Below are 20,053 nucleotides of genomic sequence, written 5' to 3'. Positions count from 1 at the left end.
GGCTGCACCCTAGCACAGTTGGGGGTCAGAGTCCCAACAGCGGGTGCGCCTGTGACATATCCGTGATCACCTCGGCCCCAAGATCGGCCAGCCTGTCACCACCGCCATGCGGCGCGTAGGCCAGACAGCGCATATTGGCCCGGATTGCGGCCGTAACGCCATTGTGGCTGTCCTCGATAACCACAGGGACCTGTGCGCCAAAATGTTCGGCCGCCAGTTGAAACATCTTTGGATCAGGCTTGCCGGTGCCCAGCACATGGGCCGAGAACATCACATCTTTGAACCGGTCCCAAAGCCCGTTCTGGCCCAGCGTGATCTGCATCTTGTCCGGGCTGCCGTTTGAGGCCACGCAATAGGGGATGCCCTGCTGATCCAGCGCCGCAAGCAGGTCCGCGACGCCCGGCACCAAGGGCACACCGGCGCGCAGGCGGTCGTAGGTTTCGGCATAGACCTGATCAATCCAGTCTTCGGGCAGATCAGCGCCCATTCCACGCGCCTTGTCGCGCACCCCAACCATGGTTCCACCCACAAACAGGGACATGCATTCGGGCAAGGTCAGGTGCAGGCCATAGCCTGCCAGATTGTCCGCCAGCACCTGGTTCGAGATCACCTCGCTGTCGACCAGAACGCCATCGCAATCGAAAATGACCAGATCATGCACTTTGAGCACCGTTCCGCATCAATGAGATATACGTGTCGCCATATTTGCGGCTGTCGTGCACCGTGAACCCGGCCGGAGCCTGCATCCGTGAGTTTTCTTCCCAAACCAGCAGCGCATCATCCGCGATCCAGCCATTGGACAGCGCGGCAATGGCTTTCTGACCCATGGCCTTGCCATAGGGCGGGTCCAGAAAGATCAGATCATAGGGCGCGCCCGGATTTTCGCCCATCCGGGTTGCATCGCGGCGGATCAGGTCTGTGCGCCCGGCACTGCGGGTCAGGTCGATATTCTTGCGGATCAAACCCTGCGCCACGCGCCCGTCATCAACGAAGGTGACATGTGCCGCACCGCGTGACAGTGCTTCGAGCCCGAGCGCCCCGGTGCCAGCAAACAGGTCCAGCACGCGCAGGCCGTCGAAATCGATCTGATGGGCCAGCACGTTGAACAGGCTTTCGCGAACCCGGTCGGTGGTCGGGCGCAGATGTGCGCCCGCATCGCCCTTGCCGATGGGGGTCAGGGCGCGACCGCGGAACTCTCCGGCGATGATCCTCATGCCTTGAGCAACGGCTTAAGGTCTGCATCCGGGTCGGCCACGACGGCCGGGTCGGCCGTTTTTCCCATCTCGATTAGGCGCTTGCCAACCATATAGGCGCGCGGATCGTTCATCGCGTCGACCGCAATCAGCTTGTCACCGTTGTAATACCAGAAGGATACGGTCTGCCCTTCGCCCTGCCGCGTCACCACGCGGTCATACCCGGTGTTCAGGCCCGCGATCTGAAGCTTGACGTCGTATTGATCCGACCAGAACCACGGGGTTGCCACATAATCCTTGGCCGCGCCCAGCATGTTCTGGGCCACAATCTCGGCCTGATCAATGGCGTTGGGGACGCTTTCCAGACGGATGCGGCCTTCGCCATGGGGAAAGGAGGCGCAATCGCCAGCCGCCCAGATCGACGGGTCAGATGTGCGACCATGGGCGTCGGTCCTGATGCCGTTGTCCAGGTCCAGCCCCGCCATCTCAGCCAGTTGGGTTGCGGGTGCAATACCGACGCCAACCACGACGAAATCGACCTCGAGTTTTGTACCGTCAGTCAGAACCGCGCCGGTGACCTTGCCGTTTTCGCCGATCAAGTGATCCAGTCCCACGCCTTCGCGGATGTCAGCACCGTATGCACTGTGCAACGCGCGGAAATAATCGCTGGTCTCGGGCGCTGCGACCCGTTGCAGGATACGGTCGGCCATCTCGACCAGAGTGACCTTGACACCGCGCTTGGCGCAGACGGCGGCAGCTTCGAGCCCGATATACCCGCCGCCCACGATCAGCGCGCGGGCGCCTTCGGCCACTTTGGGCTCCATCTCGTCGATATGGGCCAGATCGCGCACCACGTGCACGCCGTCCAGATCGCCACCAATCGCGGCAGGCAGGCGGCGCGGGTCCGATCCGGTGGTCAGCGCCAGTTCGTCGTAAGAGATAACCTCATCCCCCAGCGTGACCGTTTTGGCCTTGGGGTCGATACCGGTGACGCGCTGACCCAGACGCAGGGTGATGTTGTTTTCCGTATAAAAACTTTCAGGCCGAAGGAACAGACGCTCAAGCTCCATCTCGCCCAGCAGATAGGCTTTGGACAGGGGCGGGCGCTGATAAGGCAGATGCGGCTCGGCCCCGATCAGAGTGATTTCACCCGCAAACCCGTCCTTGCGCAGACGGGCCACCAAAGACGCGCCTGCCTGCCCCGCGCCGATCACGACAATATGGCTCATGCTTTGCCTACCCCGCAGTTTTCAAGTGGTCACCGTGTTCAGACCACCTATATTGCGGCTAAGCACATTTCTGCAAATCCAAACGACAGGAGCTGAATAATGATTTCAACAGGAGATACCCTGCCCGAAGCAACGCTGATTCAGATGGGCGCGAACGGGCCGGAAGAGGTGCGGATTTCAGACAAGACCAAAGGCCGCAAGGTGGTGATCTTTGCCGTGCCGGGGGCTTATACCGGCACCTGCACGACCGCCCATGTGCCCAGTTTCATCCGCACGAAGAAACAGTTTGACGCCAAGGGCGTGGACGAGATCCTGTGCCTTTCGGTCAATGATCCGTTTGTGATGCAGGCGTGGGGGCAATCCACGGGCGCGACCGAGGCGGGGCTGACCATGGTGTCGGACGCAGCGGCAGAGTTCACCAAGGCCATCGGCATGGATTTCGACGCGCCGCCCGTGGGGCTTTTCGCGCGGTCCAAGCGGTATGCAATGCTGGTCGAGGATGGCACGGTCACGGTGCTAAATATGGAAGAAAACCCCGGCGCCTGCGAGATTTCCGCCGGTGAAGGCCTGTTGGATGTGATCTGATTTTGATCGGCCCCGGTCCGACCGGGGCCTTTCGCCGCCAAATTAACTTGAAGCACCGCCCCAGAGCGCGAATACTTGGCGTATTCACACGGGGAGTTTTTTCATGAAACTTAACGCGTTCTACATAGTACTGTCCGGCGCGGCCCTTTTGGCGGCCTGTGGACCGGCCCCAACTCCGCAACAGCAAGCTGCACGCCAGCACGAAATCGCCTGTCTGGGCGGAACGTTGGGCGGGGCGCTGATCGGGGGCGCAATCGGCAACCAGTTTGGTGGCGGATCAGGCAAGACGATCCTGACCGCAGCGGGCGCTGCCGCTGGCGGCATCGAAGGTCAGAGATTCGCGTGCTGAGGAGGTCGATATGAAACAGCTAAGCCTAGTGATGTTCATGGTGGCTTTGGCCGGTTCGGGTCACGCCGAAAGCGTGGCTGAACTGCACGAAAACGAGTTGAAGGCCATCGACGCCAACAATGACGGGTTCCTGTCCAAAGACGAGTTCGATGCTTTCTCGGATTACGCCTTTCAGACGATGGACGAAGACAGGAACGGCACTTTGGGTCAGGCCGAGGCCAAACCGTTCATGGACATCAAACTGTTCCGCAGCGCTGACCGAAACGGCGACAACGTGATCTCAAGACCAGAATTTGACACCCAGATGGGCGAGGATTTCCTGTCCGCCGATCAGGATGGGAATGGTCAGCTTGATTAACAGCAGGAGTTTGGGATGAACAAATGGCTTGGGGTGACGGCGCTGGGGCTGGTTGCAGCCTGTGACGTGCCGCAGGCCCCGTTGGTGACAGGCCCGGACGGGCAGGCCCGCATACAGATCAACCTGTCTGGCCTGACCTGTTATGAAAACAAGTGTCTGGATATCAACCCGGTCGCGCGCAGCGTGCGGCAGATCGGAAACAAGACCACGGGTATTCCAAGGGCGATTGATGTCAGCGACGGCACTGTCACGCCTGTCGAGTTCCGGCAGATGGGCACTGCCGCATCGCTGGCTGGCGGTGAAGGGTCAGGCCGCAACGATCGCTAGCACAGACTGTCCATCTTGCGGGCCAGCTTAGCATCCAGCGACGACAGGCCGCCCACATCATGGGTGGACAAGACGACCTCGACCGTGCGGTAAACATTGAACCATTCGGGGTGATGGTTCCACTTCTCGGCCCAGATTGCCACCTGTGTCATCCAGCCGAAGGCGTGGACAAAATTGTCGAAAATGAAGGTCTTGGTGATCGCATCGCGGCCTTCAACCATGGTCCAACCGTTTTTGAACAGCGGATCCAGCAGCGGGCCACGGGTTTCGGTCGACAAGAGTTCGGTCATTGCTGTTCCTCCGGGTTCGATTTCCTGAACGGGCCGTAATCCGTCAGAATCTCGATCTCTTCTTCCACTGCGTGGCCTTCGGCGTCCAGATATTTCTTGACCGCATCAGCAAAACCCGGATCGCCGACCCAATGCAAGCTATGCGTGCGTGTTGGCAGGTACCCTCGCGCCAGCTTGTGTTCGCCCTGTGCGCCTGCCTCGACCCGGGCCAGACCGTGAGCAATGGCAAAGTCGATTGCCCTATAATAGCACAGTTCGAAATGCAGGCAGGGATGATGTTCGATGCAGCCCCAATAGCGCCCAAAAAGGGTTTCCCGGCCGATAAAGTTCAACGCACCCGCAATGGGAAAGCCATTCCGTTCGGCCAGCACAAGGGCCATGTCATCTGCCATCGTATCCTGTGCAATATCAAAGAACCGCCGCGTCAGGTAGGGTGAGCCCCATTTGCGCGATCCGGTGTCCTGGTAGAACCGCCAGAACGCGTCCCAATGTTCGGGGCGCAGCTGGTCACCGGTCAGAGTGCGAATCTCGCCGCCAAAACCACAGGCCTGCGCGCGTTCTTTCCGGATAGTCTTGCGCTTGCGCGACGACAGCGCGCTCAGAAAGCCGTCGAAATCCGAATAGTTATCGTTCAGCCAGTGAAACTGCTGCGATCGGCGCAGCATCAGACCCATCTGTTCGCCAGCCAATGCTTCATCCTCGGTACAGAAGGTCGCGTGAAGGGACGAAACCCGGTTGTCAGCCGCAAGCTGCACCGCCCCCTGAACCAGCGCCGACATACCGATCCGTTCATAGCCCGGACGCACCAGAAACCGCCGCCCGGTTGCCGGGGTGAACGGCACCGCGATTTGCAGTTTGGGGTAATACCGCCCGCCCGCATTTTCATAGGCATGGGCCCAGCTGTGATCGAAGATGTATTCGCCCTGGCTGTGCGACTTGGCATACATCGGGGCCGCCGCGATCAGCATCCCGTCAAGATAGGCGGTCAGGTATTGCGGCTGCCAGCCGGTGCCACGCCCGACCGAGCCGCTGTCTTCCAGCGCCAGCAAAAAGCGATGTGTGGTAAAGGGATCAAGCGGCCGCCCGCCATCGGCAGCTTCGGGGCAGGCGCAGGCATCCCACTCTGCCGCTGCAATCTGCGACAGAGCGCCCAGTACCTGAACCTCGATCTGTGCCTGATCCATATGTCCTCCGCGCCTGTCCTTTATCTGTGACCGCACGGAGGGGGTTCAAGTCGAATGCGCAGCCAAATAGCCTTCGAAGGTCACATTGTCGGCAACCCTGCGGGCTTCTGCCTCTTGTTCGGGCGACCGGATTGTCCAACACAGGATCGGCACGCCCCGCGCCTTGAGTTCCGCCACGCGGGGGCGCGACAGGTCTGCGGCTTCGTGGCTGATGAAACTGGCGCCGACACGGTCGAAATCCGGGATATCGCGCAAGTGATCGCAGACGCTTTGCGGCAAAAGCTCGACACTGGGCTCATACGCGCAGGTCGTGATCCCGCGCGGCAGATGCGGGGCCAGCCGCGCCAGTTCAGCGACCGAGTTGGGATTGAAGGACATCAGGGCCACCGGGCCTTTGTAGCCCAGCAACGCGCGTACGGTGTCGCGTTCAAGCGCGCCCACCTTCGTGCCCATCGCCCCGTCCTGATCCTTTAATTCGATCAGCAACGGCACCCGGCCCGCGACAATTTCCAGCACATCATCCAGTGTCGGAATGCCGTCATCCCCATGCAGAAGCGGCGTGCCAGAGGCGGCCAGTGCCGTGACCTGCTGAATGGGCCCCGACTGCCCGGTCAGACGGGTCATGTCATAATCGTGAAAGACCATTGCCTGGTCGTCCGATGTCAGTTGAAGATCGATCTCGATCCCGTAGCCAGCTTCAATCGCGGCACGAATGGCCGCCCGGCTATTTTCCGGGCGGTTCTTGGTAATGTCATGCAGCGCCCGATGCGCAATCGGGGCCTGCAAAAACACATCTGGTAGGGGCGGCGTCATTCGATTTCGAAAATGCCTTCGATCTCGACCGCAACACCCAGCGGAAGCGACGCCGCGCTGACGGCGGAACGCGAATGGCGACCGGCATCGCCCAGCACCTCGACCAGAAAATCGGACGCGCCGTTGATCACCTGCGGCTGTGCCGTGAATTCAGCGGTCGAGTTCACGAATCCGGTCAGTTTGATCACGCGGACCAGCTTTTCGATATCGCCGCCGCAAGCCGCCTTGACCTGTGCCAGCAGGTTGATCGCGCAGACACGTGCCGCCGCAGCCCCGGCTTCGACATCCAAGTCGTCGCCTAGTTTACCGGTGATCAGCTTATCAGTCTTCGAGATCTGGCCGGATACATACAGGATATTGCCGACACGCACGAAAGGCACATAGTTGGCCGCAGGCGCGGGTGCTTCTTCCAGCGTTACACCGAGGCTTTCCAGTTTGGCAGCGATGCTCATTGCGAGGGTCCTTCCCTAAATTCAACTCTGCGGGACGCTAACCGGGAAGCACGAATTGGGAAAGACGGAAACCGGCAAATTTCGGCCTTCCTGCGATCTGAGCGTATCTTTACTGAAAATTCACTGTTGATCGACGGTCACTTTACCCCACCGTGATGAACAGGTTACACGCAAGGTGTTTCATTTAAGACCTGAAACGACTATGTGACTGCAACTTGTGCCGCCCCGGCACGTGGATTTTGGTGGATTATTGATTGAATGTCCGGCAGGCGCATGTGCCGGGCCATTTAGGAGAGACAAAGATCGTGTCGAGCAGATTTCGCCTGAAACACCTTGTTTTACTGTCGCTCATGGCCCTTGTGTCCGCTTGCGCAACGACGCCGCCCGAGGGTGCCTCGCGCAGTGACGTGTTTGATCCGTATGAAAATGCGAACCGGGGAATTCACAAGTTCAATCTGGGTGTTGACCGGTTTCTGTTCCGGCCGGCCTCGAAAGGCTATGTCAAAATCGTTCCTGACCCGATGGTCACCAGTTTCAGCACTTTTGCCGAAAACATCTCGCTGCCCGGTCAGGCTGTTGACTACCTGCTTCAGGGCAACCCGAAACAGATGGGCAACGCCCTGCTGCGCTTTGTGATCAACATGACCGTGGGTGGCTTTGGCCTGTCTTCGCCCGCTGATGAGCTGAACCTGCCACCGGTGGACACGGATTTCGGTGAGACCCTGCATGTCTGGGGGGTTGGCGAAGGCGCTTATATCGAGCTGCCATTCTATGGCCCGTCGACCCAAAGGGATGCGATCGGGGTTGTGGTCAACCTGTTCTCGAACCCGATCAATTTCAGCCCGACCCGCCCCGCCGATAACCTTGGCGTCTACGCCGAGATCGTGCGGCGCATGGGCGATCGGGGCCGGTTCTCGGATACTGTCGATTCCATTCTTTACGAAAGTGCTGACAGCTATGCGCAGGCCCGCCTGATCTATCTGCAAAACCGCCGCTTCGAACTGGCAAGAGATGACGAAGACGCCTATCTGGACTTGTACTCTGACCCCTATGCCGAAACCGGAACGGACCCGGTGAGGGACCCCTATCTTGACCCCTATGAGGACCCCTATGCTGAATAACGCGTTGAACCGTCGTCATTTTATCGCAGCCGGGCTGGCGCTGGCAGTGCTGCCCGCACCTGCCTTTGCCCAGACCGAGGCCGCCGCCAAGGCGCTTGTGACCAGCGTGGTTTCCGACATCAACCGGGTGATCGAGTCGGGTAAATCCGAAAAAGCGATGCTGCGCGATTTCGAAAAGATCTTCGCGCAGTATGCCGACGTGCCGATCATGGCGCGCTATGCGCTGGGTGCGGACGCCCGCACAGCCAGCCCGACCCAGCTGAAACAGTTCACCGCTGCCTTTCAGGGCTATATCTCGCGCAAATACGGCCGCCGCTTTCGCGAATTCATCGGCGGTGAAGTCGATGTGCGCAATGCCCGCAAGATCAAGGCCGGGTTCGAGGTTCGCACAATGGTCAAGCTGCGCGGATCAGCCCCGTTCGATGTGACGTTCCTTGTTTCCGACAAATCCGGCCGCGACAAGTTCTACAACATGTTCATCGAAGGCGTGAATCTGTTGCTGACCGAACGCACCGAGATTGGCGCAATGCTGGATGCCCGCAAAGGCAACCTAAATCAGCTGATCACGGACCTGAAAAAGACGGGTTAAGCCGTTTCCGGCGCAAATGAGCGCCGGAAAACGCGTTTTCTGTGCAAATCTGAAGGGCCAGGCTTGTCTGGCCCTTTTTCGTGAGGGTCCCCTTGGGCAAATCTAGGGCATGTAGCTGCGCACCAGCGCGCCTGCGATCAAAGCCCACCCGTCAGCGATCACGAAAAACGCCAGCTTGAACGGCAGTGACACTATGGCAGGTGGCACCATCATCATGCCCATCGACATCAATACCGCCGCAACCACAAGATCGATGATCAGAAAGGGTAGGAAGATCAGGAACCCGATCTGAAAGGCACGCGCGATCTCGGACAGCATGAAAGAGGGCATCAACACCGATAAGGGGGCCTGCGCAGACAGTTCGATCGCGTCACCGCCGGGGCGCAGGGCCGCCATTGCGTAAAACGTATCGGAATCCAGCCGGTTGGCCATGAAGACGCGAAACGGCTCTAACGCGCGTTCCAGCGCGGGCTCAACCGCCATGGTTTCTTCCATCATCGGGCGTATGCCCGCGGTCCAGGCCTCGGTGAACACCGGGTCCATGACGAAATAGGTCAGAAACAGCGCAAGACTGACCAAAAGCATATTCGGCGGTGATTGCTGCAGGCCAACGCCCTGCCGCAGGATCGACAGCACGGTGATCAGAAACGGGAAACAGGTGATCATGATCGCCAGACCCGGAGCAACGCTGAGCACCGTGATCAACAGGATCAACTGGATGGTGCGGGCCGAGATCGAACCGCCTTCGCCCAGCGACAGGGTCACATCCTGAGCCGCCGCCATTGACGGCAAGGTCACCACCACAGCCAGACCCAGCCAGATCACATAGCGCATCAGCCGATTCCGTTTTGCAGATCTGCAATCTCGGTCAGGCGCACGGCCAGTTGCCCCGCCTGATCGCCATCCATCTCCTCAAGCACCCCGCGTGCCACCAGCTGATCCCCGACATACAGGTCGACCGGGTCCTCGATCCGCTTGTCCAGGGTCAGCACCGCGTTCTCACCCATGTTCAGCAAATCCCGGATCAACGGGCGGGCGCGGCCAACCGAAACGGTCACTTCAATCGGAACCGTTTCGAAAGGATTGGGTTTTTCGGTTTTCGGGAACTGGGTGTCATTCATTGGACAAAGCCTTTCTTGCCTCAAAGACGTATGCTTCAAATGCCTGTGCAATGGTGGATAGCAGGGCCGCGCAATCAATCTCGCGCCGGCTTGTGCCGACCTGTAATCGCGCCTGTCCAGGCGCCAGGCCAGGGTCTTCGATGACTCGCGGTGCGGAGTGCAGGGTCCGCGGCAGCAGGGATTGCACGGCTTGCGCGCACCCTTCCGGCACCATAATTTGCATCGGTTGTTCGATTTCGACGCGCGCCATCTCGCAAAGCTGTTCGACGATCCGGGCGGCCAGCCCTCGTTCGACCATGTCAGGCAATACAGTCTGAACCAGGCTTTCGAACATCGGTTCCAAAGACAATGTCATCCGGGCAAGCGCCTCGTGACAGGTGAAGGACATATCCTCGAGCGATCCCGCCAGTTCGGCCGAAACACGGTCGCGGTTCTGTTCCTGCGCCTGCGCGGCATCCTCCCAACCGGCATCGTACCCGCTTTCGAACGCGGCAAGGCGTTGTTCTTCCAGCGTTTCCTCGTCCAGATACAGAACGGCTCCGGCGTTGGTCCGGGTGGTGAAATCCTCAAGCAGATGAGCGATGGACATCACACGCGCTCCTCACCTTCTTCAAGCCAGCTGCGCAGGATCTCGACCGTTTCTTCCTGCTTGTCGCCAATCATTGCGCGCAACCGATCAACCGGATCCCCGGTGGCACTGACCCCAAGCACGGGAACGGCCTCTTGTTGGGGCAGCGGCGTGAACTCTGCCGTTCCGTCCGCCGCGATTTCACCGGTCAGGACCGACGGGGCCGGTGCCCCCCCCTCCGCAGCTGGCAACAGCGCCGGGACCATCGCAGGTTTCATCAGGATCGGACGGATCACGAACAACGCCAGCACCAGCGACACCAGCGCCAACGCTGCCATCTGGATCAGTGACATGGCGTCCAGATGGATGTTTTGCCAAAGCGAAGAGGAAACCAGCGTGCCTTGTGGCGCGACCGTTGGTAAATCCAGCGATTTCAGAGTGATGACATCCCCACGCGCGGCGTCAAATCCCACAGCCGAGGCCACCAGCTCCTCAAGTGCGTCGAGTTCCGTCTGCGGCAGCGGTGTGAAGGATTCAGCGCCCGAGGCATCCACCGCCCGCGTTCCGTTGACCAGAACGGCAACCGTAAGGCGTTTGATCGCACCGGGGGCGGTGTGCACCTCCAGCTCGGTTTCGGAAACCTCGTAATTCACCCTCTCACGTGTCTGGGTCGCGGTCGAATTCGATTCGTCCCCCCCCGCGCCATCGCCGTCGGGCAGGTTTGAGGCCACGGTGACATCGGCTGACTGGTTGCGCGCGCTGTCGGAGCGTTCCTCGACATCTGTACTGATCGCCACCCTGCCCTTGGGGTCAAAGCGCCGCTCACGCAGGGATTCTGTCCTGGTTTCAGTATCGACGCTGACCTCGACAACGGCATTCCCCGTACCGACACGCGCTTCGACCAGACGCAGAACCCGTTCCCGCAGCTGCCGCGCCTTGTCATCTGCCGTGTCAGCGGCCACGGCGGTGTCCTGCCCGCCAATCACGGACCCGTTCGAATCGATCACTGTCACGCTTTCAGGCGACAGACCACTAACGGCCGAGGCGACAAGAAACCGGATAGCCTTGGCCTGATCGCCGGTGATCTCGCCCCCCGAGGGCACCAGATAGACCGAAGCCGTCGGTGCGACGCTGCGCTGAAACGGATTGGCAGAGCCATTGGCGATATGAACGCGGGCCTGGCTGACATGCGGGCTGCCCACGATTGTACGCGCCAGTTCACCCTCTTTCGCGCGCCAGTAGGCGGCATCAAACATCTGGGAAGTGGTGCCGAAACCGTTCAGCGAATCAAGCAGTTCGTAGCCCTTGTTGCCGTTGGCAGGCAGACCTTCGCTGGCCAAAGTCATCCGCAGCTCGTCCCGCTGTGCGCCCGAGACATAAATTGATCCGCCCCGAATCTCGTAGGCCACGCCACGCTGATCCAGCACACGCACGATATCCCCGGCGGCCCCGCTTTCCAGACCCGCGTAAAGCAGGGTCATCGAAGGCGCTGTCGCAAGGCGCGACATTCCGAGGATCCCGAGAAACACCAGCACAACCGCACCGGCAACGACGATTTGTTTACGCCTGTCCAAACTTGCCCAGACAGTTCCGATCTGCTGCACGCTCACCTCCGACTCGCCGACATTCTGCCCGGCGTATCCTCTGTTTGGACGATTGCCCTTAACAATCGGTTAGTCCCTGCAAGGTTATGACAGGACAGATCACAGGAATGAGGACGTCATGACCGACGCAACGGCTGAACAGGCGGAAACCCCGGAAAAGAAGGGGAAAAAAGGAATGATCGTCGGGGTGATTCTGGCCATCGCCGGTGCCGCCGGTGGGTATTTCCTGACCTCATCCGGGCTGCTGCCGCTGGGGAACAAGGCCGAGAAGGCGGAAAGCCATGACTTGGAAAAGGAAGAACCGGCCAAGGCATTGGCGGATGTTGCCTTTCTCGATTTGCCGCCGGTGATCGTTTCGGTGAATTCCGGCGGCGCGCGGCATCTGAAGTTTCACGCGCAGCTTGAGGTTAACGCCCCGTACATGACTGACGTGGAAAAAATGCGACCGCGAATCATGGATGTCCTGAACGGGTATCTTCGGGCTGTCGAATTGAAGGATCTTGAGGATTCACTGGCGTTGATGCGCATCCGGGGCCACCTGCTGCGCCGCATCGAGATTGTCGTTGGCGAAGGTCGCGTGCGCGACGTGCTGGTGATGGAATTTGTTCTGAACTAGGAGGCGAAATTGGAGCTGATTGCGGATATTTTGCTGGTCGCCGGCGCCATGGGTGCGGGTCTGTATTGTTTTGTGCTGTCGCGCCGTCTCAAGCGTTTTGCCGATCTTGAAAAGGGCGTCGGCGGCGCGGTAGCGGTGTTGTCGACCCAAGCGGAAGAGCTGCGGAAATCACTGGATGATGCGCGAAACGCCTCTGATCAGTCAGGCGACCAGCTTAAGGCGCTGACGGGGCGCGCCGAAACGGTGGCACAGCGGCTGGAACTCATGATGGCGTCAATGCACGACGTCGTGCCCGAAAAAGACGCTGATCCCCAACCCGAGGCAGAGGTTTCAGAGACAAGTACCATCACCGAAGTTCAGGAGAGCGTGAAGCACGAAGGCAAACCCGAGCCGCAGGCCAGCGAAGCCGCTGCGCCCCAAGAACAGGCACGCGCACCTGAGGGGCTGATGTTCTTCCGGCATGACCGCAAGCAAGGCGAGGCGCAGGCATGAGCCGCCCGCGGATCAACACTCCCAACGCGCGGCCCCGCGGAGGGGTGCTTGCCGTGATCTCATTGCTGATGATCGGCTCGGCCGCTATCCGCATCGGACTGGAAGCCGGACCCGCCTTTGCCAAACCAGCCAAACCTGAGGTGGAACACGATGAACCCGCCCCGTCCGACACCCGTGACATGCAGGTTCTGCTGACCGAGCTTCTGCGCCGGGAAGAGCGTGTCAAACAAAAGGAAGACATGCTGCGCGAGCGGGAAAACGCTCTGGAAATCGCGGGTCAGGCTATCGAGATGCGCATGGCCGCGCTTGAGGAGGCCGAGGAGTCGTTGCGCACCACTCTGGCGCTGGCGGACAGGGCGGCGGAAAACGACCTGACGCGCCTGACCGATGTCTATCAGAACATGAAGCCGAAAGACGCGGCTGCGCTGTTCGAAACCATGGACCCGACCTTTGCCGCCGGGTTTCTGTCACGCATGTCACCGGATGCGGCAGCCGGGGTTCTGGCGGGGCTCAGCCCCGAAGCGGCCTATACGATCAGCGTTGTCATGGCGGGCCGAAACGCCTCGGCCCCTCAGGAATAGTCGCCCGTGTTCCCCGCGGTTGCAACACACATAGCCGGAGATCTCAGATGATTGGAATTGTTGGAATTGTCGTCATTTTCGTGATGGTCTTCGGCGGCTATCTGGCCGCTGGCGGCAAGATGACCATCATTCTAAAGTCGCTTCCGTTTGAAATGATGATGATCGGTGGTGCCGCGGTTGGTGCCTTTTTGATCAGCAACGACATCGGCGGCGTGAAACACACGATCAAGGACATGGGGAAGGTCTTTAAAGGCCCGAAATGGAAGCCCGAGGATTACCGCGACCTGTTGTGCCTGCTGTTTTCGCTCATCCGCATTGCCCGCGCCAATCCGGTAGAGGTGGAACAGCATATAGAAGATCCCGGCAGCTCGGACCTGTTTTCGTCCTACCCCAGAATTCAGGCCGACAAGGAAGCGGTTGATCTGATTTGCGACACGATGCGGTCCGCGGCGATGAATTACGACGATCCGCATCAGGTCGAAGAGGTTCTTGAGAAACGGATGGAAGCGAATTTCCACCATGCCCTGCATTCGAGCCACGCCTTGCAAACCGTGGCCGACGGCCTGCCCGCACTTGGAATTGTCGCCGCCGTTCTGGGGGTAATCAAGACAATGGGGTCCATTGATCAGCCACCGGAAGTTCTGGGAAAACTGATCGGCGGCGCCCTTGTGGGTACCTTTCTGGGTGTCTTTCTGGCCTACGGTCTGGTTGGTCCCTTTGCGGCCAAGCTGAAATCCGTGGTCGAGGAAGACAACCACTTCTATCAGTTGATCAAGGAAGTTTTGGTTGCAAACCTGCACAACCACAATGCTGCCATGTGCATTGAGGTCGGACGCCAGAACACACCAACGCATAACCGCCCTGGTTTCTCTGAGCTTGAGGATGCGTTGAAAGAGATTAAACGGGCCGCGGCATGAGGCAAACCGCGATACTGGTTGCAGCGTTGATCACGCTTGCAACGGCCGCAACCTCTGAAGAGGTGACTGTGCGGTCCGGTGAACATGACGGCTACACCCGGCTGGTTTTCACCGTTCCACCGGATACGGGCTGGGTTCTGAGCCAACGCAAGAACGGCGCCAAGCTGGCAATTGACCTGAAGGATGTCACATTTCGGGCGGGTTCGGTGTTCGGGCGGTTGACATCAGATCGGCTGGCCGCGCTGTCGCAGGCGCAACCCGGTAGTGCGCTTGAGCTGGAATTCGGGTGCGACTGCACGGCGTCGGCGTTCCTGTTTCGAAACTCGATGATCGTTTTGGACATTGCACCAGCAATAGCTCTGCCGCCCTTGCTTGCGGAAATCCCTCCGCCGACCCGAAAAAAACCGGCAGCGCCGAAAGCTTCTCCCGCGGAACACAAGCTTCTTTCCCAGCTGGACCTGCCGCTTCTGACCGGGAAGACGCACGGGATCAGGGATCAATTGTCGACCCGTCTGGTGCAAGGGGCGGATCGTGAGCTGCTGGACCTGAATTTGGCACCTGTCGGACCGCGCCGTTCTGCCTCGTCCGAGTCCGTGACGCTGTTACCCGGATTGACATCGAACATCCGCGTGACCTCGGTTCTGGATGATCTGCAGGACATTCTGAACTCTGGTTTGCAGCAGATCGATAACAACCCGGTTTGTATCTCAACGGCTGAACTCGGGTTCACGACATGGTCCGGGACGCGCCCGTTTCCAGAGCAGGTGTCCGCCTTGCGCACCGCCCTATACAAAGAGTTCGACCGTCTTGACGCGGAAAGCGCGCTGAAGCTGGCAAAGCTCTATGCCTATAACGGCTTTGGGGCCGAGGCGCTGAAGGTTTTGCAGTTATTGCCCCCCCCACCTGATGAGGCTGGACGTGTTGAAGGGATTGCACGGCTGGTGGATGAGCGGCCAGCACAGGTTTCAAATCCATTCAGGGGCCAGCAACGGTGCAACAGCGACGTCGCACTTTGGGCCGTGCTATCTGAGGGAAAGCTGGCACCTGATGCACATCTTGAAGCCATCGAACACAGCTTTGCAAAGCTGCCAGAGCATCTTCGCCGCCACCTTGGCGCGCGACTTTCGGATATCCTGACAGACGCGCAGGAACTGGAGGCCGCGCGAAGAATCATGCGTTCGGTCGACCGGGTTGAACAGAAGCCGTCCCCGAACACCACGCTGGCCCGTGCTGGCGTCGCCGAAGCCGAAGGCGACAGCGCCCTTGAAGAGGCGCTGTTGACCGAAGTCGCGACCTCGGCCGGGGCCAAGTCCGAGGCGCCTTTGGCTTTGGCGCGGCTGGTGGAAAAGCGGTGGTCCGACCGCAAGACTGTGTCTTCAAGGGAACTTGAACTGGCCGCGTCTTACGCGATCGAGTTCCGGCGATCTGAACTGGGCCCGATGATGAACCGCACCCATGCGATTGCCCTGGGTCTGAGCCAGGATTTCGACAGCGCATTCGATGTGATCCAGTCTTTGCCAGACGGTTCGGACAGCAACAGCGCTTTCAACCGTCACCTGCAACTGCTGGCAGAACGCTCAGACGACCTTACCTTTTTGCGTCAGGTCACATTGGTGCAGCAGTCGGGTCGGGCGGCGGCGCTATCCACGGATACCGTGATTACACTGGCCGAACGCCTGGCCGTGCTTGGCTTTGCCGATCAGGCCGTTGCGCTGGCAAACAGGCCTGAGGATCGGGCCCGGCGGTCAGAGCGTGCCCGTCTGCGCGCCCGTGCGGCGTTGTTGTCGGACCGCCCGCAACAGGCCATGCTTGAGCTGGCCAATGATACCTCGGACGAGGCGCTCGTCCTGCAGGCGCAGGCGTTGGACAAGGTGCAGGACTATGCGGCGGTGGCCGAACTCATGCAGAACCGCGGGCAACAGGAAGAAGCAAACCGATACCTATGGCTGGCCGGGTTACCGGAGGAAAGGATTGGGCCCTCTGACGGAAAGTACGCAAGCCTCAACCAAACCTCCGAGGCCCTTTTGGCCCCGCCGATTCGCGTGTCAGGCAAGCCGTTGGCGGATGCGGGAAGCCTGCTGGAGGACAGTCTGGCAACGCGGCAGAGGATCGTCGAAATGCTGAACACGGTCAGGGTGGAGTGAGGTTTCACAGCCAACCGGTCCAGTTGCCCGGATCGTTGCAGGCGGGTCGGGGCGCGGTTCACGGTTCTGGTGGATCAAAAATCAGCGGTGTCAGGTCTGCATACCGCGCGCTTTTGTCCGGCCAACTAAGTATCACTTGACGGATGCGGTCGGCACGATCTTGTCCAAGCACGGGGGCCGCAAACTGCGTATACTTGGCGATGACATCGTCCCGTGACATGGGGGCCTCGGGGCCGCCGCGGGCATGAATATCCCCGGATTTCAGAACACGGCCATCCGTTGTCGTGATCGTGACGTCTGCCCAGCGCCCTTCGGGAAACCGGGAGCTGTGGTGTTCGCTTTCCGCGACCGTGATGCGGGACATCAGATTGGCGACCGCAGGATCAGACAGGCCAGACCCTGAGATATGTTCAACGCCGATGCGCCCGTAAACGGCCTGAACTGCCACGGCAAATGGCAGGGAATACTGCGCTTGCGAGGTTGTTTCGGGCAGTCCCGCAAAAAGGCAGGCCGCCTGATGAAAGCTGCTGATATGCAAAGTTTCGATCCGCGCGCTGGTCAGGTCATGCGCGATCATGACTGCGCGCACGCCATCAATCGCGGCATGGGCCCAGCGACAGATCGGATAGGGTTTCACGTATTGATGTTCGACCTGCCAAAAGGTTCCCAGATCTTCCCAGTAGGGTGTGACCTCTTCCGCCTCGATTGTGATGGCGGGCGCGCCGGTAAAGCCGCGTTCGGCCAGAACAGCGGCGGACAGCCCCACCATCGCGCCCCAACCCGACCCGTCATGCAGCATTGTGGGGTTGGCAATCTCGCGCATCATCTGGCTGCGTGGCCCGTGATATTCGGCAATTCCCATCGCCTGCCGCATCTGGTCGACAGATAATCCGCGCAGGCGCGCCGCCATCGCAACCACGCCCAGCGCGTTCCAGGCACCGGATGTGTGGTAATCGCTGACACTGGCGTGCAGCGATAGGCCCGCGCGCCCGGCCACCTCGTACCCGGTAACGACCGCCGCCAAAGCCTCGGGTCCGGTCAGGTTCGGGCAATGTTCGGCCAGTGCGGTCAGCGTTGGCAACACAACTACCCCGATATGGCCCTTGGTTGGGTTGTATCCATCGTGACCATCCAGATTGTCGGTCTGCGTGGCGGCGGCATAGGCGGCACCCGCCATGCTGACGGTACGGCCATCGAATAGCATCCGTGCGCCATATGCAGGATCCGTGCTGGCATAAAGCAATGCCGCCGTGTCCCGCGCGATCACGCCTGCCTGCATCGGGCCGGATGCGATCAGGATCCCCATCGTGTCGAGCATCATCAGCGCCGCAGCCTCTAGTGCGCTTTCAGGCATGTCCGAGGCCGCACGGGTCAGCGTGAAATCGGCAACCATGGAAAATGTATTTGTCTGCGGGTTATGCGTCATGAGAGCTCTCCTGTCGGGCGGGGCCGGTACAGGAAAGTCAGCCACAGGTAAGGGCGAGCTTGTACTCTGTTCCCGACGCCAGATGTCGGGAACAGAGGAAAACGAACGAAGAAGAGACCCTAGTAAGGGGCTTCGACGTCATTCATGGAAACGTAGACTGTTTTCATTTCCGAAAAATGGTTGATCGCCAGCTTCGAATTCTCGCGCCCGACACCCGACATTTTCGATCCGCCGAACGGGGCTTCGACCGGGGCAAGGTTATAGGTGTTGATATAACAGGTTCCCGCCTCGAACCCGGCAACAACACGGTGCGCGCGGGTCAGGTCATTGGTGAACACGCCTGCGGCCAGACCAAATTCAGTGTTATTGGCACGGGCCATGACCTCGGATTCCGTGTCGAAATCCAGCACCGACATGACAGGACCAAAAATTTCCTCGCGCGCGATAGTCATGTCATCGGTCACATCCGCAAAAACGGTCGGCTGCATGTAGAAACCGTCGCCTTCGATCCGGTTGCCGCCGAAGACCAGCCTTGCGCCCTCGGCCCTGGCTTTGTCGACATAGCTCAGCACGATGTTCAACTGGTTTTCGCTGACCATCGGGCCAAAGCTGACGTCCTCGTCCATCGGATCACCGATTTTGGCGTTGGCCAGACGTTCGGACAGGCGTTTCAGGAAGGCATCCTTGATACCTTTTTGCACAAAGACGCGGGTACCGTTGGAACAGACCTGGCCCGATGAATAGAAGTTGCCAAGGATCGCGCCGGACACCGCGTTTTCGATGTCGGCATCGTCAAAGACGATCATCGGAGATTTGCCGCCCAGCTCCATGGTGACGTGCTTCATGCCGTCAGCCGCCGCGGCATAAACCTTGCGGCCTGTCGGCACCGATCCGGTCAGCGAGACCTTGGCCACACGCGGATCAGTGACCAGCGCGGCGCCTACGTCGCCATAGCCCTGAATCACGTTGTAGACACCCTTGGGCGCACCGGCCTCGACAAGAATCTCGGCCACTTTCAACGCCGAAAGGGGCGTCGTTTCCGAGGGCTTGAAGACCATCGTGTTGCCGCAGGCCAGCGCCGGGGCACCTTTCCAGCAGGCAATCTGCGTGGGATAGTTCCACGCGCCGATGCCGACGCAAACGCCCAGCGCCTGACGGATGGTGTAGACGAAATCGCCACCGCCCAGCGGAATATGCTCGCCGGTCAGAGAGGCGGCCAACCCGCCGAAATATTCCAGCGCATCTGCACCCGATGTGGCATCTGCCACCGTGGTTTCCTGAATCGGTTTGCCGGTGTCATGGGTTTCCAGAACCGACAGGTCGTAGTTGCGGTCGCGCATAATGTCGGCCGCGCGGCGCAGAATGCGGCCGCGTTCTGTTCCGGTCAGTGCGGCCCAGGCTGCCTGAGCGGTTTTCGCGCTGTTCAGAGCCTTTTCTACAATCGCCGGTGTCGCCGAATGCAGACGGGCAATCACCTCGCCGGTAGCGGGGTAGATCACGTCAATGGCCGCGCCATCGGTATCCTCGACATAGGTGCCGTCGATGAAATGGCTGGCCTTGGGCTGAAACTTCATACCGTGTCCTTTTCGCTCGACCCCGTCCGGGCGGGGCATTTGGTCATTTTGAATCGGCCCTAATGGTTATTGACTGGCCAGTCAATAAAATCATCCAAGCGGCAAGGTCACGCCTGCCACCGCGCACAAATCTTGAAATTCTTTGGTTAATGTTCTATATATGTTCCACATAGTCAGAGGACAAACCGATGACCCAGCACATGCGCCACGTGGCACTGAACGGGCCAAACAACGACTACCATCTGCTTCCGGTAACAGACCGGCAGATGCGATATGCGCGCGCCATTGCCGAGAAATCAGCGCTTGAGATCCCGGTCGAGGCGCAGCGCGACAGGCGGTTGTTGTCCGACTGGATTTCGGCCCACAAACCGCGCGGCACCTCGCAATTCGACGATTACCCGACGGGCAAGCAGGTGGCATTCGCCGAACGGATCTCACGCAGCAAGCACCGCCCGATCCCGTCCGAGTGTTTTCGGGACAAGAAAATGATGTCCCGCTGGATTGATCACAACAGATAACC

General features: G+C 59.8%; 25 protein-coding genes. 12 read left to right on the top strand and 13 right to left on the bottom strand.

Annotation, left to right across the window (positions count from 1 at the left end):
- Nucleotides 1-25 precede the first annotated feature (25 nt).
- The 3 genes from ACR0BZ_RS13660 to ACR0BZ_RS13650 are packed head-to-tail and all read right to left on the bottom strand — an operon-like array spanning nt 26 to nt 2,422.
- On the bottom strand, nt 26-661 hold the full coding sequence (locus ACR0BZ_RS13660; RefSeq protein WP_480920478.1) for an HAD family hydrolase: 636 nt from the start codon (nt 659-661) through the stop codon (nt 26-28).
- A complete protein-coding gene (rsmD, locus tag ACR0BZ_RS13655; RefSeq protein WP_480920477.1) occupies nt 654-1,214 on the bottom strand; it encodes a 16S rRNA (guanine(966)-N(2))-methyltransferase RsmD in 561 nt (186 codons plus the stop codon). The genes ACR0BZ_RS13660 and rsmD overlap by 8 nt, the downstream gene beginning before the upstream one ends.
- Nucleotides 1,211-2,422, bottom strand: coding sequence for an NAD(P)/FAD-dependent oxidoreductase (locus ACR0BZ_RS13650; protein ID WP_480920476.1), 1,212 nt, complete (start codon nt 2,420-2,422; stop codon nt 1,211-1,213). The genes rsmD and ACR0BZ_RS13650 overlap by 4 nt, the downstream gene beginning before the upstream one ends.
- 99 nt (nt 2,423-2,521) lie before the next feature.
- Here ACR0BZ_RS13650 and ACR0BZ_RS13645 point away from each other — a divergent pair, with 99 nt between their 5' ends.
- The 4 genes from ACR0BZ_RS13645 to ACR0BZ_RS13630 all read left to right on the top strand — a co-directional run bounded on the left by ACR0BZ_RS13645 (nt 2,522) and on the right by ACR0BZ_RS13630 (nt 4,041).
- Complete coding sequence (locus ACR0BZ_RS13645; RefSeq protein WP_480474293.1) at nt 2,522-3,007, top strand: redoxin family protein; 486 nt, start codon at nt 2,522-2,524, stop codon at nt 3,005-3,007.
- 103 nt (nt 3,008-3,110) lie between these two features.
- Nucleotides 3,111-3,356 carry a glycine zipper 2TM domain-containing protein gene (locus tag ACR0BZ_RS13640; protein ID WP_480518023.1) on the top strand — a complete coding sequence of 82 codons (246 nt, stop codon included), beginning with the start codon at nt 3,111-3,113 and terminating at the stop codon, nt 3,354-3,356.
- A 10-nt stretch (nt 3,357-3,366) separates the two neighbouring features.
- Entirely contained in the window at nt 3,367-3,714 is a 348-nt protein-coding gene (locus ACR0BZ_RS13635; protein ID WP_480518025.1) for an EF-hand domain-containing protein, read from the top strand.
- A 15-nt stretch (nt 3,715-3,729) separates the two neighbouring features.
- On the top strand, nt 3,730-4,041 hold the full coding sequence (locus ACR0BZ_RS13630) for a hypothetical protein (protein WP_480554376.1): 312 nt from the start codon (nt 3,730-3,732) through the stop codon (nt 4,039-4,041).
- Here the strand turns inward: ACR0BZ_RS13630 and ACR0BZ_RS13625 are convergent.
- Genes ACR0BZ_RS13625 through ACR0BZ_RS13610 form a run of 4 tightly spaced genes read right to left on the bottom strand, consistent with a single transcriptional unit; the run spans nt 4,038 to nt 6,780 of the window.
- Nucleotides 4,038-4,331, bottom strand: a complete 294-nt coding sequence (locus ACR0BZ_RS13625) for a 4a-hydroxytetrahydrobiopterin dehydratase (RefSeq protein ID WP_209505128.1) — start codon at nt 4,329-4,331, stop codon at nt 4,038-4,040. The genes ACR0BZ_RS13630 and ACR0BZ_RS13625 overlap by 4 nt on opposite strands.
- Complete coding sequence (locus tag ACR0BZ_RS13620; RefSeq protein WP_480920475.1) at nt 4,328-5,515, bottom strand: GNAT family N-acetyltransferase; 1,188 nt, start codon at nt 5,513-5,515, stop codon at nt 4,328-4,330. Before ACR0BZ_RS13620 ends, ACR0BZ_RS13625 begins: the two co-directional genes overlap by 4 nt.
- 45 nt (nt 5,516-5,560) lie before the next feature.
- The gene (locus tag ACR0BZ_RS13615) at nt 5,561-6,328 is read right to left on the bottom strand and encodes a glycerophosphodiester phosphodiesterase family protein (RefSeq protein ID WP_480920474.1); all 768 of its coding nucleotides are present in this window, start codon (nt 6,326-6,328) and stop codon (nt 5,561-5,563) included.
- Complete coding sequence (locus ACR0BZ_RS13610) at nt 6,325-6,780, bottom strand: RidA family protein (RefSeq protein WP_480898573.1); 456 nt, start codon at nt 6,778-6,780, stop codon at nt 6,325-6,327. Before ACR0BZ_RS13610 ends, ACR0BZ_RS13615 begins: the two co-directional genes overlap by 4 nt.
- 350 nt (nt 6,781-7,130) lie before the next feature.
- Here ACR0BZ_RS13610 and ACR0BZ_RS13605 point away from each other — a divergent pair, with 350 nt between their 5' ends.
- Together ACR0BZ_RS13605 and ACR0BZ_RS13600 are read left to right on the top strand one after the other, a co-directional pair.
- Complete coding sequence (locus tag ACR0BZ_RS13605) at nt 7,131-7,901, top strand: MlaA family lipoprotein (RefSeq protein ID WP_209505277.1); 771 nt, start codon at nt 7,131-7,133, stop codon at nt 7,899-7,901.
- Nucleotides 7,891-8,490: an MlaC/ttg2D family ABC transporter substrate-binding protein gene (locus ACR0BZ_RS13600; RefSeq protein WP_480559289.1), complete on the top strand. Its 600-nt coding sequence runs from the start codon at nt 7,891-7,893 to the stop codon at nt 8,488-8,490. Before ACR0BZ_RS13605 ends, ACR0BZ_RS13600 begins: the two co-directional genes overlap by 11 nt.
- 102 nt (nt 8,491-8,592) lie before the next feature.
- Here ACR0BZ_RS13600 and fliP read toward each other — a convergent pair whose 3' ends face one another.
- Genes fliP through fliF form a run of 4 tightly spaced genes read right to left on the bottom strand, consistent with a single transcriptional unit; the run spans nt 8,593 to nt 11,783 of the window.
- Complete coding sequence (gene fliP, locus ACR0BZ_RS13595; RefSeq protein ID WP_480920473.1) at nt 8,593-9,324, bottom strand: flagellar type III secretion system pore protein FliP; 732 nt, start codon at nt 9,322-9,324, stop codon at nt 8,593-8,595.
- Nucleotides 9,324-9,611 (bottom strand): FliM/FliN family flagellar motor switch protein, encoded by a 288-nt coding sequence (locus ACR0BZ_RS13590; RefSeq protein WP_209598452.1) that lies wholly within the window; start codon nt 9,609-9,611, stop codon nt 9,324-9,326. Before ACR0BZ_RS13590 ends, fliP begins: the two co-directional genes overlap by 1 nt.
- The gene (locus ACR0BZ_RS13585) at nt 9,604-10,200 is read right to left on the bottom strand and encodes a FliH/SctL family protein (RefSeq protein WP_480920472.1); all 597 of its coding nucleotides are present in this window, start codon (nt 10,198-10,200) and stop codon (nt 9,604-9,606) included. The genes ACR0BZ_RS13590 and ACR0BZ_RS13585 overlap by 8 nt, the downstream gene beginning before the upstream one ends.
- A complete protein-coding gene (gene fliF, locus ACR0BZ_RS13580) occupies nt 10,200-11,783 on the bottom strand; it encodes a flagellar basal-body MS-ring/collar protein FliF (protein WP_480920471.1) in 1,584 nt (527 codons plus the stop codon). Before fliF ends, ACR0BZ_RS13585 begins: the two co-directional genes overlap by 1 nt.
- Nucleotides 11,784-11,901: 118 nt before the next feature.
- Between fliF and ACR0BZ_RS13575 the strand changes: the two genes are divergently transcribed.
- From ACR0BZ_RS13575 to ACR0BZ_RS13555, 5 genes are read left to right on the top strand one after another with little or no spacing between them, the layout of a single operon-like run.
- Nucleotides 11,902-12,399, top strand: coding sequence for a flagellar basal body-associated FliL family protein (locus ACR0BZ_RS13575; RefSeq protein WP_267364614.1), 498 nt, complete (start codon nt 11,902-11,904; stop codon nt 12,397-12,399).
- Between the two features lie 9 nt (nt 12,400-12,408).
- Nucleotides 12,409-12,891 carry a hypothetical protein gene (locus ACR0BZ_RS13570; protein WP_480920470.1) on the top strand — a complete coding sequence of 161 codons (483 nt, stop codon included), beginning with the start codon at nt 12,409-12,411 and terminating at the stop codon, nt 12,889-12,891.
- Entirely contained in the window at nt 12,888-13,472 is a 585-nt protein-coding gene (locus ACR0BZ_RS13565; RefSeq protein ID WP_480920469.1) for a MotE family protein, read from the top strand. Before ACR0BZ_RS13570 ends, ACR0BZ_RS13565 begins: the two co-directional genes overlap by 4 nt.
- 47 nt (nt 13,473-13,519) lie before the next feature.
- A complete protein-coding gene (gene motA, locus ACR0BZ_RS13560; protein WP_480920468.1) occupies nt 13,520-14,389 on the top strand; it encodes a flagellar motor stator protein MotA in 870 nt (289 codons plus the stop codon).
- The gene (locus ACR0BZ_RS13555) at nt 14,386-16,533 is read left to right on the top strand and encodes a hypothetical protein (protein ID WP_480538301.1); all 2,148 of its coding nucleotides are present in this window, start codon (nt 14,386-14,388) and stop codon (nt 16,531-16,533) included. The genes motA and ACR0BZ_RS13555 overlap by 4 nt, the downstream gene beginning before the upstream one ends.
- Nucleotides 16,534-16,591: 58 nt before the next feature.
- On the opposite strand, the gene ACR0BZ_RS13550 is transcribed toward ACR0BZ_RS13555, so the two are convergent.
- On the bottom strand, nt 16,592-17,959 hold the full coding sequence (locus ACR0BZ_RS13550; protein ID WP_480920467.1) for an MmgE/PrpD family protein: 1,368 nt from the start codon (nt 17,957-17,959) through the stop codon (nt 16,592-16,594).
- Nucleotides 17,960-18,078: 119 nt separating this feature from the next.
- Nucleotides 18,079-19,533 carry a betaine-aldehyde dehydrogenase gene (betB, locus tag ACR0BZ_RS13545; RefSeq protein ID WP_480920466.1) on the bottom strand — a complete coding sequence of 485 codons (1,455 nt, stop codon included), beginning with the start codon at nt 19,531-19,533 and terminating at the stop codon, nt 18,079-18,081.
- Nucleotides 19,534-19,721: 188 nt separating this feature from the next.
- Here betB and ACR0BZ_RS13540 point away from each other — a divergent pair, with 188 nt between their 5' ends.
- Entirely contained in the window at nt 19,722-20,051 is a 330-nt protein-coding gene (locus tag ACR0BZ_RS13540; RefSeq protein ID WP_480487031.1) for a hypothetical protein, read from the top strand.
- The last annotated feature ends 2 nt before the right edge of the window (nt 20,052-20,053 follow it).

The sequence above is a fragment of the Ruegeria sp. P8 genome, from assembly GCF_056534665.1.
Note: the sequence above shows the minus strand (reverse complement) of the source record. Positions and strands in the feature narration are given on the sequence as shown.

Bases quoted from the DNA above. Each gene is read 5' to 3' on its own strand.
- motA (WP_480920468.1), top strand. From the start codon at position 13,520: ATGATTGGAATTGTTGGAATTGTCGTCATTTTCGTGATGGTCTTCGGC.
- ACR0BZ_RS13590 (WP_209598452.1), bottom strand. From the start codon at position 9,611: ATGAATGACACCCAGTTCCCGAAAACCGAAAAACCCAATCCTTTCGAA.
- fliP (WP_480920473.1), bottom strand. From the start codon at position 9,324: ATGCGCTATGTGATCTGGCTGGGTCTGGCTGTGGTGGTGACCTTGCCG.
- ACR0BZ_RS13650 (WP_480920476.1), bottom strand. From the start codon at position 2,422: ATGAGCCATATTGTCGTGATCGGCGCGGGGCAGGCAGGCGCGTCTTTG.
- ACR0BZ_RS13630 (WP_480554376.1), top strand. From the start codon at position 3,730: ATGAACAAATGGCTTGGGGTGACGGCGCTGGGGCTGGTTGCAGCCTGT.
- rsmD (WP_480920477.1), bottom strand. From the start codon at position 1,214: ATGAGGATCATCGCCGGAGAGTTCCGCGGTCGCGCCCTGACCCCCATC.
- ACR0BZ_RS13575 (WP_267364614.1), top strand. From the start codon at position 11,902: ATGACCGACGCAACGGCTGAACAGGCGGAAACCCCGGAAAAGAAGGGG.
- ACR0BZ_RS13600 (WP_480559289.1), top strand. From the start codon at position 7,891: ATGCTGAATAACGCGTTGAACCGTCGTCATTTTATCGCAGCCGGGCTG.
- ACR0BZ_RS13540 (WP_480487031.1), top strand. From the start codon at position 19,722: ATGACCCAGCACATGCGCCACGTGGCACTGAACGGGCCAAACAACGAC.
- ACR0BZ_RS13565 (WP_480920469.1), top strand. From the start codon at position 12,888: ATGAGCCGCCCGCGGATCAACACTCCCAACGCGCGGCCCCGCGGAGGG.
- ACR0BZ_RS13610 (WP_480898573.1), bottom strand. From the start codon at position 6,780: ATGAGCATCGCTGCCAAACTGGAAAGCCTCGGTGTAACGCTGGAAGAA.
- ACR0BZ_RS13615 (WP_480920474.1), bottom strand. From the start codon at position 6,328: ATGACGCCGCCCCTACCAGATGTGTTTTTGCAGGCCCCGATTGCGCAT.
- betB (WP_480920466.1), bottom strand. From the start codon at position 19,533: ATGAAGTTTCAGCCCAAGGCCAGCCATTTCATCGACGGCACCTATGTC.
- ACR0BZ_RS13605 (WP_209505277.1), top strand. From the start codon at position 7,131: ATGGCCCTTGTGTCCGCTTGCGCAACGACGCCGCCCGAGGGTGCCTCG.
- ACR0BZ_RS13585 (WP_480920472.1), bottom strand. From the start codon at position 10,200: ATGTCCATCGCTCATCTGCTTGAGGATTTCACCACCCGGACCAACGCC.
- ACR0BZ_RS13635 (WP_480518025.1), top strand. From the start codon at position 3,367: ATGAAACAGCTAAGCCTAGTGATGTTCATGGTGGCTTTGGCCGGTTCG.
- ACR0BZ_RS13645 (WP_480474293.1), top strand. From the start codon at position 2,522: ATGATTTCAACAGGAGATACCCTGCCCGAAGCAACGCTGATTCAGATG.
- ACR0BZ_RS13555 (WP_480538301.1), top strand. From the start codon at position 14,386: ATGAGGCAAACCGCGATACTGGTTGCAGCGTTGATCACGCTTGCAACG.
- ACR0BZ_RS13550 (WP_480920467.1), bottom strand. From the start codon at position 17,959: ATGACGCATAACCCGCAGACAAATACATTTTCCATGGTTGCCGATTTC.
- ACR0BZ_RS13620 (WP_480920475.1), bottom strand. From the start codon at position 5,515: ATGGATCAGGCACAGATCGAGGTTCAGGTACTGGGCGCTCTGTCGCAG.
- ACR0BZ_RS13640 (WP_480518023.1), top strand. From the start codon at position 3,111: ATGAAACTTAACGCGTTCTACATAGTACTGTCCGGCGCGGCCCTTTTG.
- ACR0BZ_RS13625 (WP_209505128.1), bottom strand. From the start codon at position 4,331: ATGACCGAACTCTTGTCGACCGAAACCCGTGGCCCGCTGCTGGATCCG.